The organism is Alsobacter sp. KACC 23698 (assembly GCF_045348435.1).
GTDB lineage: Bacteria > Pseudomonadota > Alphaproteobacteria > Rhizobiales > Beijerinckiaceae > Alsobacter.
This window is the reverse complement of the sequence record NZ_CP157484.1, coordinates 2376506-2391934: the sequence shown is the minus strand read 5'-3', so window position 1 is coordinate 2391934 and position 15429 is coordinate 2376506. Positions and strand designations below refer to the sequence as shown.

12 protein-coding genes are annotated in these 15429 nt (G+C 71.6%); 4 read left to right on the top strand and 8 right to left on the bottom strand.

What is annotated here, in order from left to right:
• Nucleotides 1-60 precede the first annotated feature (60 nt).
• The 8 genes from ABEG18_RS11090 to ABEG18_RS11055 all read right to left on the bottom strand — a co-directional run bounded on the left by ABEG18_RS11090 (nt 61) and on the right by ABEG18_RS11055 (nt 10547).
• Nucleotides 61-1095: an iron ABC transporter substrate-binding protein gene (locus ABEG18_RS11090; protein ID WP_406858113.1), complete on the bottom strand. Its 1035-nt coding sequence runs from the start codon at nt 1093-1095 to the stop codon at nt 61-63.
• Nucleotides 1096-1353: 258 nt separating this feature from the next.
• A complete protein-coding gene (locus tag ABEG18_RS11085) occupies nt 1354-2289 on the bottom strand; it encodes an ABC transporter substrate-binding protein (protein ID WP_406858112.1) in 936 nt (311 codons plus the stop codon).
• Between the two features lie 82 nt (nt 2290-2371).
• Nucleotides 2372-3403, bottom strand: a complete 1032-nt coding sequence (locus ABEG18_RS11080) for an ABC transporter permease subunit (RefSeq protein ID WP_406858111.1) — start codon at nt 3401-3403, stop codon at nt 2372-2374.
• Nucleotides 3404-3443: 40 nt separating this feature from the next.
• On the bottom strand, nt 3444-4994 hold the full coding sequence (locus ABEG18_RS11075; protein WP_406858110.1) for a sugar ABC transporter ATP-binding protein: 1551 nt from the start codon (nt 4992-4994) through the stop codon (nt 3444-3446).
• Nucleotides 4994-6253, bottom strand: a complete 1260-nt coding sequence (locus ABEG18_RS11070; protein WP_406858109.1) for an ROK family protein — start codon at nt 6251-6253, stop codon at nt 4994-4996. Before ABEG18_RS11070 ends, ABEG18_RS11075 begins: the two co-directional genes overlap by 1 nt.
• A gap of 75 nt (nt 6254-6328) precedes the next feature.
• Nucleotides 6329-7810, bottom strand: a complete 1482-nt coding sequence (xylB, locus tag ABEG18_RS11065; protein ID WP_406858108.1) for a xylulokinase — start codon at nt 7808-7810, stop codon at nt 6329-6331.
• A 97-nt stretch (nt 7811-7907) separates the two neighbouring features.
• Entirely contained in the window at nt 7908-9002 is a 1095-nt protein-coding gene (locus tag ABEG18_RS11060; RefSeq protein WP_406858107.1) for a patatin-like phospholipase family protein, read from the bottom strand.
• A gap of 99 nt (nt 9003-9101) precedes the next feature.
• Complete coding sequence (locus tag ABEG18_RS11055) at nt 9102-10547, bottom strand: Dyp-type peroxidase (protein WP_406858106.1); 1446 nt, start codon at nt 10545-10547, stop codon at nt 9102-9104.
• A gap of 390 nt (nt 10548-10937) precedes the next feature.
• Here ABEG18_RS11055 and ABEG18_RS11050 point away from each other — a divergent pair, with 390 nt between their 5' ends.
• From ABEG18_RS11050 to ABEG18_RS11035, 4 genes are all read left to right on the top strand, one after another.
• Nucleotides 10938-11120 carry a DUF3606 domain-containing protein gene (locus ABEG18_RS11050; RefSeq protein WP_176002941.1) on the top strand — a complete coding sequence of 61 codons (183 nt, stop codon included), beginning with the start codon at nt 10938-10940 and terminating at the stop codon, nt 11118-11120.
• Nucleotides 11121-11427: 307 nt separating this feature from the next.
• Nucleotides 11428-11925 (top strand): (2Fe-2S)-binding protein, encoded by a 498-nt coding sequence (locus ABEG18_RS11045; RefSeq protein WP_406858105.1) that lies wholly within the window; start codon nt 11428-11430, stop codon nt 11923-11925.
• On the top strand, nt 11922-12992 hold the full coding sequence (locus ABEG18_RS11040; protein ID WP_406858104.1) for an FAD binding domain-containing protein: 1071 nt from the start codon (nt 11922-11924) through the stop codon (nt 12990-12992). Before ABEG18_RS11045 ends, ABEG18_RS11040 begins: the two co-directional genes overlap by 4 nt.
• Entirely contained in the window at nt 12985-15240 is a 2256-nt protein-coding gene (locus ABEG18_RS11035; protein WP_406858103.1) for a xanthine dehydrogenase family protein molybdopterin-binding subunit, read from the top strand. The genes ABEG18_RS11040 and ABEG18_RS11035 overlap by 8 nt, the downstream gene beginning before the upstream one ends.
• Nucleotides 15241-15429 lie beyond the last annotated feature (189 nt).

Below are 15429 nucleotides of genomic sequence, written 5' to 3'. Positions count from 1 at the left end.
GTGGGAAACGCGACCTCTCGGGGCGCCGCGGCCATCCGGGTGGACGCCGCGGCGCGGTCCTTATAGCAGACCCGCAGCCGTCATCATCTCCGTGACCTTGCGGCTGTTGAGCCGGGCGGGATCGACCGTCGGGGCCTGCAGGTCGGCGAGCGGGACCAGCTTGGCGTTGGAGGCCTCGCCCTTGCCCACCGCATATTCATAGGAGTTTCCGGAGCGCAGGATCTCCTGGCCGCCCTTGCCGGCGATCCATTTCACGAAAGCCTGGGCTTCGGCCTGGCGCTTGCTGGAGGCCAGCACGCCGGCGCCGGAGATCGACACGAAGGCGCCGGGATCCTGGCGACGGAAATAGTGCAGGGCGACATTGCCGCTGTTCTCGCCGGTCTTCGCCTGATCGCCGTAGTAGTAATAGTGGTAGATCACCGCGCCCTCGACTTCGCCGGCGTTGACGCCCTTCATGGCGGCGCTGTTGCCCCGATAAGCCTTGGCGTTCTGCTTCATGGCCTTCAGCCACTCGCCGGCGGCTTCCTCGCCCTTCAGCTCGACGATGGCGCTGACGATCGCCTGGAAGTCGGCGCCGGACGGGGAGGCGGCCCAGCGCCCCTTCCAGGCCGGATCGGCGAGGTCCATGATCGACTTGGGCAGGGCGTCGGCCGACAGCTTGCGCTTGTCGTAGACGAAGACCGTCGAACGGGCCGCGATGCCGATCCAGCGGCCATGCGACGGCTTGAACGCCTCGGGGACCTGTGCGGCGGCGTCGGCCGCGATGGGTGCGAACAGTCCGGCGCCGTCCACCAGCGCCATGGCGGGCGAGTTCTCGGTCAGGAACACGTCGGCCGGGGAGTTGGCCCCTTCCTGGACGAGCTGGTTGCCGAGCTGCGTGTCGCCGCCATTGCGCAACGTGACCTTGACGCCCGTCTCCTTGGTGAAGGCGTCGGCCCAGGCCTGCGTCAGGCTCTCATGCTGGGCGTTGTAGACCACGATGCCGGCGGCTTCGGCCCGGGCCGGAGCGGCCCCGAAACCGAGGGCCGAGACGGCCAGCGCCGAAGTCGCCGTGACGGCCAGAGCCGCCATGAACCGGAACGCGACAGATTGCATGATCCACCTGGAAGAGTGTTGAGCCGGAGCCTGCAAGCAAGCTCGAACGCTCTCTTAAACGGCCCGCAGCAAGTGTCAACACAGTCCAGATAAGATTATAAGAGTTCTAAAGTAGTGCGTTACTCGGATTCATGCGCCATCAGACCTCTTTTTACTTTAGAAGATTTACATGGTGCGGAGACGACCCGCCAAAAAGCGCCGGGGCTCCCGTCTTGCGAACGAAAGCCCCGGCCTTGTCGTGCGGTGAAAGGTCCCAGCTCAGCGCGGGGAGGACCAGCCCTTGTAGTCCTTCACATTGTCGCGGGTGACGAGCTTGGACTCCATCAGGGTGACGGTCTGGGCCGGCTTCTTGCCATTCATGGCGTCCGCGCCGAGCCGCACCGCGAGCTGCGCCATGGCGTAGGGGTCCTGGCTGGCGGAGGCCTGGATCTGCGGGCTGCCGGCGTCCTTGAGCGCCGCCTCGATGTCGGGCGCGCCGTCGACGGAGGTGATGACGATGCCGGTCCGGTTCAGCTGCTTGGCGGCGAGGTCGGAGCCGATCGCCTGCGGGTCGTTGATGGCGAAGACGGCGTCGATCTTCGGGAAGCGGGTGAGGTGGCCCTGCATGACGGCGAGGCCGCCTTCGCGCGACCCCTTGGCGTCCTGGTCGTCCGACAGGATCTTGATGCCGGGCGCCTTCTTGAACACGGCCTTGCAGCCGTTGACGCGGTCGACCACGGCGGAGACCTGCGGGCCGTTCTGGATGACGACGTCGCCCTTGCCGCCGAGCTTGTCGACGATGTACTGGCACGCGACCTCGCCCGCCTGGACGTTGTTGGTGGTGACCGTGAGGTCCGCGCCCTTGGCGGCGGTGTCCACCGCCACGACCAGGATGCCGGCCGCCTGCGCCTTCTTGATCGCCGGCTCGAGCGCGTTGGCGTCGCCGGGGTTCAGCAGGATCATGTCGACGCCGGCGGCGATGAAGTTGTCGATCTGGGTGAACTGCTTGCCGAGGTCGTAGTCGAAGCCGACGGTCGTGACCTTGACGTTCGGGTTGATCTTCTTGGCCTGATCCTCCGCGCCCTTCGACAGGGCGACGAAGAACGGGTTGCCGAGCGAGCCCAGCGACACCCCGATGGACTTCAGGTCCTTGGCCGAGGCGGCACCGGTCGAGAGGGCGAGGGCGGCGGCCGCCGCCAGCAATGCGATTTTCATGATGTCTTCCTCCACGTCCTCCGGTCTGATTGTTCCCGCCGGCCCGACCGAAAAAGGGCTGGGGCGGTGACCGCGGACCCGTTCAGGTGCGCACGGAACCCTTCAGGCGGTAGCGATCCAGCGCCACCGCTCCGATGATGACGAAACCCTTGATGATGAATTGCCAGATGTCGGACACGCCGACGAGAATGAGGCCGTTCGACAATACCGCGATGATCAGAGCGCCGATGAGCGTGCCCCAGATGGAGCCGATGCCGCCGACGAAGCTGGTGCCGCCGAGAATGACGGCCGCAATGGCGTCGAGCTCGTAGGACTGGCCGAGCTGCAGGCCGTTGGCCGCGTAGAGGCGCGCCGCCGACATGGCGCCGCCAAGCCCGGCCAGCGCCCCCGACGCCCCGTAGACGAAGAGCAGCACGCCCCAGACCTTGACGCCGGAGAGGCGCGCCGCGTCCGGATTGCCGCCGACCGCGTAGATGTGGACGCCCAGCACGGTCCGCCGCAGGACGAGCCAGGAGACGAGCACGACCGCGAAGGCGATGACGACCAGCCAGGGCACGCCCAGCACCGACCCGTTGCCGATGAAGGCGAAGGGCAACTGCGGGTTGAAGACGGTCTTGTCCTCGCCGAGCAGCCGGGCGAAGCCGCGCACCGCGGTGAGCGAGCCCAGCGTCACGATGAAGGGCGGCAGGTTGGCGAAGGCCACCAGGGCGCCGTTGAGCAGGCCGAGCGCCAGCCCCGCCAGGATGGCGACGGGCACGCCGATCCAGCCCCAGCCGGGGAGCTTGGAGGCGATCACCGCCGCCATGGCGGCCGCCGCCAGGATCGAGCCGACCGACAGGTCGATGCCGCCCGTCAGGATCACGAAGGTCATCCCGGCCGCCAGCACGGTGTTGATCGCGGCCTGCTGGGCGACGATCGAGATGTTCTGCCAGCTCATGAACCGGCCGGCGGACCAGGCGTCGGCGAGGGAGCCGGATTCGGCCCAGCCGGACAGCAGCTGGAACAGGATCGCGATCAGCACCAGCACGGGCAGCATGCCGAGCGCCTGCACGGCCGACTTCACGGCGAGCCGCCGGCGGGTCTCCTGCGACGCGACGTCGAGGCTGGCGGTCATGGGGTGAACCTCATGGTCGGGGAGCGTGGCGCGGGCCGGGTCATGCGGCGAGCTCCGCGGCTGCGCCGGTCGCGATGGCGCCGATGTTCTCCTGGGTGATCGCCCGGCCGGTCGCGCCGCCGACTTCGCCCGCCATCGCGCCCTCGCGCATCACGAGCACGCGGTCGCAGACGCCGACGATCTCCGGCAGCTCGCTGGAGATCACCACGACGCCCACGCCCGAGCGGGCGAGGTCGTCGATCAGCCGGTAGATCTCCGACTTGGCGCCGATGTCGACGCCGCGCGTCGGCTCGTCGAGAATCAGCACCTTGGGCTTGGTCTCCAGCAGGCGCGCGAGCAGCACCTTCTGCTGGTTGCCTCCCGAGAGCGCGCCCACGGGCAGAAGGTCGGTCGGCGTCCTGACGCCGAGCGCCTTGACGGCCGCGCTGGACCGCATGCGGGCCTTCGCCCGGTCGAGGAAGCCGGACCATCGGCTGTCGCGGCCGATGACCCCCAGATTGATGTTCTCGCGCACGGTCATGTCGAGGAAGAGGCCGAGATGCTTGCGGTCCTCGGTGAGGTAGACCAGCCCCGCCTCGATCGCCTCGCCGGGCCCTTGCGGCGCGAAGGGGCGCCCCTCCAGCTCGACGGTCCCGGCCACGGGCCGTTCCGCGCCATAGATCAGGCGGGCCAGTTCGGTCCGCCCGGCGCCCACGAGGCCGGCGATCCCGAGCACTTCGCCCTGGTGGAGGTCGAACGAGCAGCCCCGCACGCGACGGCCGTCGGCCAGGCCGCGCACCGACAGGAGGACGGGCCCGCGGCTCGCATGGGCGTCGTGCTCCTTCTTGTAGAAGGAGGACAGGTCGCGCCCGACCATCATGCGCACCAGGGCGTCCGCCGACAGCTCGGCGCGGGTGAGCGCGCCCACATGGCCGCCGTCGCGCAGCACGCTGACGCGGTCGGCGAGCTCATAGACCTCGTTCATGCGGTGGCTGATATAGATGATCGCCATCCCCTCCGCGCGCAGCTGCCGGACCAGGGCGAAGAGCGCCTCCGTCTCCCGGGAGGACAGGGACGTCGTGGGCTCGTCCATCACCAGGATGCGGGCCTGGGCGTGCGCCGCGCGGGCGATCTCCACCTGCTGGCGTTCCGCCATGGACAGGCCCGAGACCAGCGCCGACGGGCCGAACGCCACGCCGAGGCGCTCCAGCACCGGGCGGCACTCGGCCGCCATGGCGGCGCGGTCGACGAAGCCGGCCCTCGCGGGCTCCCGGCCGAGCAGCATGTTCTCGGCGACGCTGAGATTGGGGGCGAGCGCCAGCTCCTGGTAGATGATCGAGACGCCCAGCCGGCGCCCGTCGAGCGGGCCGGCGATCGTGACCGGCCGGCCGTCGATCAGGATGGTCCCGCCGGGGTCCGCCTGGTAGGCGCCGGACAGGATCTTCATCAGGGTCGACTTGCCCGCGCCGTTCTCGCCCATGAGGGCGTGAATCTCGCCGGCATGGACCTTGAGCGATACGTCGTGCAGCGCCCGGACGCCCGGGAACGTCTTGGAGATGCCGCGCATCTCGAGGACGGGGGCGGCCTGCGTCGGGACCGGGGAGGCGCCCATCACGCGACCTCCATCAGGGTCCGCGACCCTTCGGTCGCGATCCGGGGTTCGTCGCCGGTCAGCACGCCCGTGAGAGGGCTGAAGCTGACATGCAGCGGCAGGCTCGCCGCGCCGATCGCGCCGGCGTCGTGGCCGATGGCCCCGGCCAGGACCGTGGGAGGGCGGCGGGATTCGGCGACGGCGGCGGCGAGCGCCTCCTGGAGCTGTGCGATGAGGCTGTCCAGCAGCACGGGCGGAAGGTCGCCCGCGACGACCACATGGTCGATGTCCAGGAGGTGGACGCTCGTCAGGACCGGGCGCGCCAAGGCGTCGGCGGCGTCGCGGCGCCACTCGGCGAAGCCCTCCGGATCGGCCGCCGCCGCCTCCGCCACGTTCAGGCTCGCGAGGTCCGCCCCGCGCGAGCGCAGATGCCGGGAGAGGGCGGCCAGCGAGGCGCGGGCCATCAGCGGCAGGTGTCCCTTGGGGGCAGGGGGGCCCGACGCCAGCCCGGAGGGTCCCACCGGCATCACGGCCACGTCGCCGGCGTTGGCGTGGCGGCCGCTCAGGGAGGCGCCTCCCAGCACGACGCCGCCGCCGATGGCGGGCCCGATGAAGAGATACAGGAAGTCGTCGTGCTCCCGGCCGTGGCCGTAGATCAACTCACCGACCGCGGCGGCGCTGCCGTCGTTCTCCAGCAGCACCGGCAGGCCGGTCGCGGCGGCCAGCGCGGACTTCGCGTCGAAGCCGTCCCAGGCCGCGAGGGTGCCGCCCGGCAGATCCAGTTCGGCGAGCCAGCTGCCGAGATTGTAGGGGGTCGCGAGCCCGATTCCGGCGATGCGGGAGCGGCGGCTGGGTCCCAGCGCCTTGCGAAACCGCTTGACGCTGTCGGCGACGGCCGCGACCGCCGCGGCGGGCTCGGGCAAGGCGTCCAGCCGGGAGCGATGCAGGATCGCGCCCCGAAAATCCACCAGCACGGTCTCGACGAGATCGCGATCGATCCGAACGCCCACCGAATAGGCGCCCTCGGGATTCAGCTCCAGGATGGTGGCCGGTTGCCCACGCCCCCCATAGCGCTTGCCGACGGTGCGGACGAGGCCGCTGTCCTCCAGCTTGCGCGCGATGACGCCCGCGGCGTTGCTGGTGAGGCCCACGCGCCGGGCGAGGTCGGCCTTCGAGGCGGGGCCGAGCCGGCGCAGCGTCGACAGGATCACGCGTTCGTTGTAGTCGCCCAGCAGGACCGACCGCGAGCCCTGCCTCTTGGAGGGAGCACCCGTCCTCACCTTGCGTTCCTCATCCATCGCGCCATGCGCTTATTAATTCATTGTGAATTATGATTGGCCGCCCGGAGCCGGCTGTCAAGCGCCCTCGGGAGCTTGCTGAAAATGAGGTCTGAGGGCCCGATAGAGCGCCCGGAAGCGTTGCGTCTCGCCCCGATAGCGCTCGCGCCATTCCGGATCCGGCTCGGTGACGTCGATCGGCTGCGGCGCGGCGCAGACCTCGCCCGGCGCCTCGCCGGTCGCGGCCAGGCGCGCCAGTCGGGCGGCGCCGAACGCCGGCCCCCGCTCCCCACCGGCGAAACGGGCCAGCGGGACGTCCAGCACGCTGGCGAGGATGCGCACCCAGAGGCGGCTTCGCGCTCCGCCGCCGATCACGCCCGCTTGAGAGATCCGCGTCCCGGAGCCGGCGAGGGCGGCTTGCGCGTCGGCGAAGCTATACGCCACGCCTTCCAGCACCGCGCGCGCCACCGCGCCGGGCGAGGTCGACGGCGTGAGCCCGAACAGGACGCCCCGGGCGTGCGGGTCATTGTGCGGCGTGCGCTCGCCCGCCAGATAGGGCAGGAACACCAGCCCGCCAGCGCCGGGCGGCTCCGCCTCGGCCGCCGCCAGCAGGGCGTCGATCCCGACGCCGAGAAGCGCCGACGCGAAGGCGAGGCAGGAGGCCCCGTTCAGCATCGCGCCCATCTGGAACCAGCGGCCGGGCAGGGCGTGGCAGAACGCATGGACGGCGGCCTCGGGCGCGGGTCGGTAGCGCGAGCCGGCGACGAACAGCTGGCCGGACGTTCCCAGCGACAGGAAGGCGTCGCCGTCTCCGATCGCGCCGATTCCGACCGCGCCCGCCGCCGCGTCGCCGCCGCCTCCCGCCACCACGACGCCGGCCGGGAGGCCCCAGCGCCGTGCGCAGTCGGCGCGCAGCGCGCCCGCGGGCGCGGAGCCCTCCACGAGGGCGGGCAGCGCTGAGGCCGGCAGCCCTGTGGCGGCCGCCGCTTCCGGCGACCATCGCCGCCGGCGCTGGTCCAGCCACCACGTGCCGGCGGCGTCCGACATGTCGGTGATGCGCTCGCCCGTGAGCTTCAGGCGGACATAGTCCTTGGGCAGCAGCACGGTGCGCAGGCGCTCCAGCACGTGCGGCTCGCGCCGCGCCAGCCACGGGATCTTGGGCCCGGTGAAGCCTGGCATCGGCGCGACGCCGACCACGGAGGCCAGTTCGGGATGCTCCAGCCCGAGCCGGCGCGCCACCTGCTCGGCCCGGCCGTCGTTCCACAGCATCGCGGGCCGGAGCGGGCGGTCGTCGGCGCCCAGCAGGACGGCGCCGTGCATTTGGCCCGAGAGGCCGACGCCGGCGACGCGCGCCATGTCGCCCGGGCGCTGGCGGGCGATGTCGTCCAGCGCTTGGCTCACCGCCGCCCACCAGTCGTCCGGGTCCTGCTCCGACCAGAGCGGATGGGGGCGCGAGATGGCCAGCGGCGCCTCGGCGACCGCGAGCACGGCCTGCTCCGCGTCGACCAGCGCCGCCTTCACGGCGGAGGTGCCGACGTCCACGCTCAGATAGGCCGTCATGGAAAGACCGTCATCGTCGCCGTCATGGCCGTGGCCCCGCTTGCGCCTGCGTGCGCCAGCGTGATCTCGACCGCGCGGCCTTGCAAGCCGCGAGGCGTCAGGCGCTCGCGCGTTCGCGACGGGGTTCGGCGTCGCACCGCGTCGCGACGAAGCCGTCCGTATCGGCGAGGCTCATGGCCGCGGTGAGCGCCGCCTCCATGCCGCGCTCGCCGGCGCTCCAGCGCCGTTCGAGCGTGGTCGCCGAGTAGTCGAAGAGCTTGGCGAGGCCAGGCTCCGACGGACCGAGCGGATAGTCCAGCATGACGATGGCGGCGGCGCCGGGGGGCGAGGCTTCCTCGCCCTGCGCGCGCTGGAGCGTCGCGACGCGCGTCATCAGCTCGTGCTCGCGCCGCGCGGCCGCGATCAGCGACCAGGTCCTGCTCGCGAAGGCGACATCGGCCGCCCGCGCGGCCGCCTCCACCATCGTGCGCGGACGGCTGCCGGGCAGCGGCATCAAATCGATGGCGACGGCCAGGAGCGCCTCGCGCAGGCCGACTTCCAGAAACGGCGCCAGCGGCATGTTGCCGGTCAGGCCTCCGTCGCCCAGCAGCCGGCCATCGATCTCGATGGGGGCGAAAATGGGCAACATGGCGCAGGACGCCATCAGGTGGTCCGGCCCGATCCGGTCGCCGCGCCTGGTGTCGAACACGACCTGCTCGCCGGTGACGACGTCGGAAGCCGTGACGACGAGCTGCGTCTCGCCGGAGTTGAGGCGGTCGAAATCGATGAGGCTCTCCAGCCGCGGCCGCAGCGGTTCGAGCGAGTAGAGCCCCGGCTGCGGCCGGGCCCAGTGCAGGCTGGAGATCTGCGGCCGGAACATGCCCGGCCGACCGAACATCAGGCTCGCCAGGGCGCTGGTTGCGCGCCTTCCTTCGCCGAAGGGGTCCGGCGCCTCGGGCTTGGCGGCGGGAGACAGAAAGCCGCCCAGGAGCACGTCGGACGCGGAGGTCCAGAAGGACCGCAGCGCCTCGCCGGTGCGCTCGCGGGGCGTGCCGGCCGCGATGGCGGCGTTCAGCGCGCCGACCGACGCGCCGGCGAAGCCGTCGGGCGCGGGTCCGGTCTCGCACAGCCGCGCCAGCGCGCCGCCCTGGTAGGCGCCCAGCGCCATGCCGCCCGACAGGGCGACGATGAATCTGCGTCCAAGCTCCGGCATGCCATCCTCGCGTCGCGCCCTCGTTGCGGCGTAGACGCGTGGGCGGCGGTCGGGTTCCGGCCGGGTCTGGGCCAAGCCGACCGCCCGGGCGCGACGCTCCTAGACCGCTTTCAGGAAATCACGGGAGGGCGCGAAGAAATATTCGCCGCCCTTCAGGGTGACGAAGCGGTCGAAGCTGAAGGTGACCGGGGCGCCGCCGCTCCAGCCGTCCGCGATCGGGATCGGGCCTGCCGCCGCCTGGCCCATCACGATGTCCGCCCCGGTCCCGGCGGCGACGAAGTTCGGGTTATTGGCCCAGGTCGCCTGGGTGAACTCGAACTGCTCGGAGAGGCTCGCCATGTAGGCCATGAACAGCAGCCCGACCCCGCCGGTCGGCTCGTCGGTGAAGTCGTTGGCGGCGTCGTCGAAGACGCGCGACCCGTAGGTGATGCCCCGCCGCGCCATGATGTGCCCGCGCTCCTGGCGGGTGGTGGTGGCCACGCCGAAATCTTGGGCGATGTGGAGGGGCGATTCGCCCCGTGGGTTGGTCTTGCGGATATGGGCCACGAACGGGCAGCGGCGCGCCTGTTCGTCGCCGGCGTAGGTGAAGTCGTTGGGGGGCGGCATGTCGGTCGGCAGCGGGTTCAGCGCCACCGGCGAGCCGTCCTCGAAGCGTCCCACGATGAGGGCGCCGGCGCGCTCCTCGAAGGGGCCGCCCGCAAGGCCGAGCGCCGTGCTCAGGGCCTCTTCCTGGTCCTTGAAGCCCTTGACGTTCTGCTCGAGCTTGCGGAACACGAAGAAGCTGCCGAAGCTCGTCGGCCTGTCGGCGCCGGGGTCCTGCACCAGGAACTGATGGGGCGGGAAGGCCGGGTCCCAGTGCGAGCGGGGCTCGCCCTCGACGTCCTCGGCCAGGAACAAGGGCTGGCTGCGGCCGTCGACATAGCCGAAATGTTCGACGCCTTCGAACTTCTCCGCCACCCGGCGCTTGATCGCCGTCCCGTCCTCGAAGCCGAGAAGGGTCGCGCCGGCCGCCTCCAGGCGGCCCTTCCAGAGGTCGGCCGTCTGGGCCGCCTCCGCCGCGGTATCGCCGGCGACCAGCAGCATCGCGTCGATGGGCTGCTGGAAGGTCGCGTCCCACTGGGCGACGGGAGGGTCGTTGATCGGCGGCGTCACGGCGGGCGAGGAGCCCCGGACCTGCATGCCCTCTACGAAGTCGGCGGCGGACGGCGCGGCCGCCGCGGCCTGCAGGGCCGCATAGCCGCCCGGCCTGAGGAAGAAGCACAGGACGGGCCCGCCCGAGACGCCCGTCTCCTTGAAGCGCTCGGCCGCCTGCAGCTGGTCGAGGGCGGAGGGCATGTTGCGCCCGATGCGGCGGACCACCGCCCTCAGGTCGTTCGGGTCGGCGCCCTGAAAGGACCAGAACAGGTTGCGCGTGTGCTCGCGCCCATGCCCCTTGACGATGTTGGCCTGCAACCCGCTGAGCAGCCGGCGCACCGTGGGGTCGGCGCCCCAGGTCTTCCAGGCGATCGGGCGCTTGAGGAGCTCGTTGATCGGCGTCGTCGTCATGGTGTGTCTCCCGCTCACGTCCAGGAACAGCCGCACGTCGCCAGTCATCGTGGCCGTCATCGACGGGCTGGATCAGTCCTGGATCCGGCCGCCCGCCCTCGTGCATGGTCTGGCGCCAGTCCAGCGTGCCCCAGGCGCGTCACGTCGAGCGTGATGCGCCTCACAGGTCCCTCGCTGCACGCTGTGGGCGGCAGGAACGATCGACGAAGACCGTGGATTGACTGAGGATGATCCGGCTTCATCGCCGCATGGTCGCGGGCCCGGCGCCGCATCGGCCGAGGCCGCAGGGGCGATCGGCGCGGGGGCCGGGTTGACAGGCGGTCGCCCGGGGAGCTTGTGCGGCGCGGTCGGTCGCGCGAGCCCCGGCCATGAGCGGCGGAGCGGACAGACATGGCGGGCCTGAAGGACAAGCGCGGCTTCATCGACAAGGACCGGCTCGACCTCTCCGAGCGCAAGGCGGTCGAATACTGGATGAAGCGCTGGGGCGTGACCCGCGACCAGATCGTCGCGGCGCATCGCAAGGCGGGGCTCATGATCAAGGACATCGCCGCGGAGCTCGGCAAGAAGCGCTGACGCCTGCGCTGCGCCGGATCGCCGCAACTCCTCGATCCGACTGCTGCTCCTTGCTCACCGCAGGGCGTTGCCTTGCGCCGTCCCCGCTCCATGTGGATCGACAAGGCCCCGGCGGGGTTGCTAAGCGGAGGCTGCCTCCGTATACTGCGGTTCGCCGGAGCGAGAAGAGCGGCCAAGACCGCCGCCCGCCAGGCGTTCATTTCAGACACCTCGACCGTCGGCCCAGCGCCGGAGCCCGGATTTTGCGTTCTCGCCGCGCTCCGCCTCGGCCTCGCATTCACGCCCACAGCCCTCATCGGAGCACGGCATGAGCCTAGCCATCAGCCTCACCCTGAATGGCGTCCCCCGCCGGATCGACCTCGACGACCCGCGCGTGACGCTTCTCGACCTCCTGCGCGAGCGCCTGGACCTGACGGGGACCAAGAAGGGCTGCGACCGCGGGCAGTGCGGCGCCTGCACCGTCCTGGTCGACGGCCGGCGGGTGAATTCCTGCCTGGCGCTCGCCGCCAGCCTCGACGGGGCGGACGTGCTCACCATCGAGGGCGTCGGGCGCGCCGACGCGCTGCACCCCGTACAGGCCGCCTTCGTCGCCCATGACGCCTTCCAGTGCGGCTTCTGCACGCCCGGCCAGATCATGAGCGCCATCGGGCTGATCCGGGAGGCGCAGGCGGGCGACGATCCCGAGCGGATCCGCGAGGCGATGAGCGGAAACCTGTGCCGCTGCGGCGCCTATCAGGGCGTCACCGAGGCGGTGCTCGAAGCCCAGAGGGCGCTCGCCGCCGCCAGCCGGGAGACCGCGGCATGAAGACCTTCGACTACGTCAGACCCTCCACCATCCGCGAAGCGGTCGCGGCCGCCTCGCAGCCGGGCGCGGCCTATCTGGCCGGCGGCACCAATCTGCTCGACCTGATGAAGGGCGACGTCAGCCGCCCCGACCGCCTCGTCGACGTCACGCGCCTGCCGGGCCTCGACGCCATCGAGGTCCTGCCGGACGGCGGCCTGCGGATCGGCGCCATGGTGCGCAATTCCGATCTCGCTCATCATCCGGAGGCGGCGCGCTTGTACCCGGCGGTCGCCGAGGCCTTGCTGTCGGGCGCGTCGGCGCAGCTGCGCAACGCCGCCACGGTGGGCGGCAACCTGCTCCAGCGCACGCGCTGCCCGTATTTCTATGACGTCGCCAGCGCCTGCAACAAGCGCCAGCCCGGCAGCGGATGCGACGCGCTTGGCGGCGACAACCGCCTGCACGCGGTGCTGGGCTGGAGCGAGAGCTGCATCGCCACGAACCCGTCCGACTTCTGCGTCCCGCTCGCGGCGCTCGACGCCGTGGTGGAGACCGAGGGCGCGGCCGGGCGCCGCGAGATCCCGCTGACCGACTTCCATCTCCTGCCGGGCGACGCGCCCCAGCGGGAGACCGTGCTGGAGCCCGGCGAGCTGATCGTCGCGGTGAGGCTTCCGGCGGACGCGGCCGGGTTCGCGGCGCATGCGCGCTACCTGAAGGTCCGCGAGCGGACGTCCTACGCCTTCGGGGTGGCGTCGGCCGCCGCCGCCCTGCGGCTGGACGGCGGGCGCATCGCGGAGGCCAGGATCGCGCTGGGCGGGGTCGCCCTCAAGCCCTGGCGGGCGCGTGAGGCGGAAGCCTTGCTGGCCGGCGCGCCGGCTGCGCCGGAGAGCTACCGCCGTGCGGCCGAAGCGGCGCTCCAGGGCGCCGAACCCTCCGGCGACAACGCCTTCAAGATCGAGCTCGCGCGCCGGGTCGTGGCGCGCGCGCTGGCCCTGGCCGCGGCGGGAACGCCCGAGCGCGTTCCGGCGCTTCCGGCCTCGCCCTTCGCTTCTCCCGCATCCGTCTCGTCAGGAGCCTCGCCGCATGTCTGACATCGCCTTGAACCAGAACCCCGCGCATCAGCGCCACGGCTCGAATATCGGCCAGCCCCTGACGCGCCGCGAGGGCGTCCTGAAGGTGACGGGCGCCGCCGACTACGCCGCCGACCACCACCCCGCCGGCATGCTGCACGCCGTCCTGGCGGTGAGCCGGATCGCGCGCGGGCGCGTCGCGTCCCTCGACGTCGCGGCCGCCAAGGCGCATCCGGGCGTGGTCGAGGTGATGACGCCGCAGAACAGGCCGGCCCTGGCGGAGGACCCGGACGCCAAGACCAATCCCTTCATGTTCAGGCTGGACCTTCTGCAGAACGACCGGGTCCGCTACGCGAACCAGGCCATCGCGGTGGTGATCGCCGAGACGCTGGAGGCGGCCGCCGAGGGCGCGGCGCTGCTGGCCCCGCGCTACGAGGTCGAGCCGGCCCGCACCGGCCTCGACGGGGACGAAAGCTTCATCCCCAAGGCGGTGGGCGTCGGCAATCCCGCCGCAGTGTCCCGGGGCGACGTGGAGGCTGGCCTGGCCGAGGCGGCGTTGCGCGTCGAGGCGGTCTACGACACGCCGGCGCAGTACCACAACGCCATGGAGCCGCACGCGATCGTGGCGGCGTGGGACGGCGACCGGCTCTCCATTGACACGCCCAGCCAGGGCCTCGCCATGGCTCAGGGCCGCATCGCCGGCCTGTTCGGGCTGCCGCCCCAGAACATCAAGATCCGCAGCCCCTATCTGGGCGGCGGCTTCGGCTCGAAGGGGCTGATCTCCGGCCCGCAAATCCTCGGGATCCTGGCGGCCCGGCTGGTCGGGCGCCCCGTCAAGCTGACGCTGAAGCGCGAGCACATGTACGGCCCCGTCGGGCACCGGGCTCCCACCCGGCAGACCTTGCGCCTGGGAGCGTCGACCGACGGGTCCCTCACGGCGCTGCATCACCACACCAGGACGGCGACCAGCACGTTCGACGACTTCTTCGAGCCGGCGTCGGACGTCTCGCACACCCTCTACGCGACCCCGGCGCTGGCCACGTCGCACGAAGGCGTGCGCCTCGACGCCGGGACGCCGCTCTTCATGCGCGCACCCGGCGAGGCGACGGGCTCGATCGCGCTGGAGAGCGCCATCGACGAGATGGCCTTCGCCTGCGGCATGGACCCGCTGGCGTTCCGGCTGAAGAACTACGCCGAGGTGGAGCCCATCTCGGGCAAGCCCTTCTCCTCCAAGGCGCTGCGCGACTGCTATCGCCAGGGCGCGGAGCGGTTCGGGTGGTCGCGGCGGACCCTTCAGCCGCGCCAGATGCGAGACGAGGCGGGGCTGCTGGTCGGCTGGGGCGTGGGGACGGCCACGTTCCCGGCGCTCATGTTCCAGGCCAAGGCGACGGCCATCATCCGCCGCGACGGGAGCGGCGCGGTGGAGATCGGCGCGCACGACATGGGGCAGGGGGCCTGGACGGCGCTCGCCCAGATCGCGGCTGACGGGCTCGGCCTCGACATCGACCAGGTCGACTTCGTCTCCGGTCATTCGGACCTGCCGGACGCCGGCATCGCGGGCGGCTCCGCCCATACGGCGACGGCCGGCATGGCGATCCACAAGGCCGGCGAGGAGGTGATCGCCAAGCTCGCCGCGCTTGCCACCGGCGACGAGCGCTCGCCCCTGTTCGGGGCCGGCAACGCGGGCGTGACGGCCCGCGAGGGCCGCCTCATGCGGCGCGACGACACGTCCCGCAGCGAGAGCTACGCCGACATCATGTCCCGCGCCGGCCTCGACCGGATCGAGGCCCAGGGCGCGAGCGCGCAGGATCCGGCCGCCGCCGGCGCCTATGCGATGCACGCGCATGGCGCGGTGTTCGCCGAGGTGAAGGTCGATCCGGATCTCGGGCAGGTGCGCGCCACGCGGGTGGTGGGCGCCTTCGCGGCGGGCCGGATCATCAACCCCCGCATGGTGCGCAGCCAGTATTTCGGCGGCATGATCTGGGGCGTGTCCTTCGCACTGCACGAGCAGGCGGTCACGGACGCGAGGTCGGGCCGGATCATGAACGCCAATCTGGGCGACTACCACGTGCCGGTGAACGCCGACGTGCCGTCGCTGGAGGCGATCCTGGTCGAGGAGCACGATCCCCACGTCAACGCCCTGGGCGTCAAGGGCGTGGGCGAGATCGGGATCACCGGCACGGCCGGAGCGGTGGCCAACGCGGTCTGGCACGCCACGGGGGTGCGCGTGCGCAGCTTCCCGATCACGCTGGACCAGCTCCTCGTCTGAGGAGCATGGCCGGCGCAAGAAGAAGCCCCTGCGCGGCGGTCCGGGCAGGGGCGCGGGCCGTGAGGCCCTGCCCGGTCGCGGGTGATCAGGCCGGCCGGGCGATCTGACTTTTCAACGGCTTGGTCGAGCCAAGGTTCCCGATCGTCCCGGATCGGGAACGGGCCCGCGACCGCACCCCCGGCGCCTTCG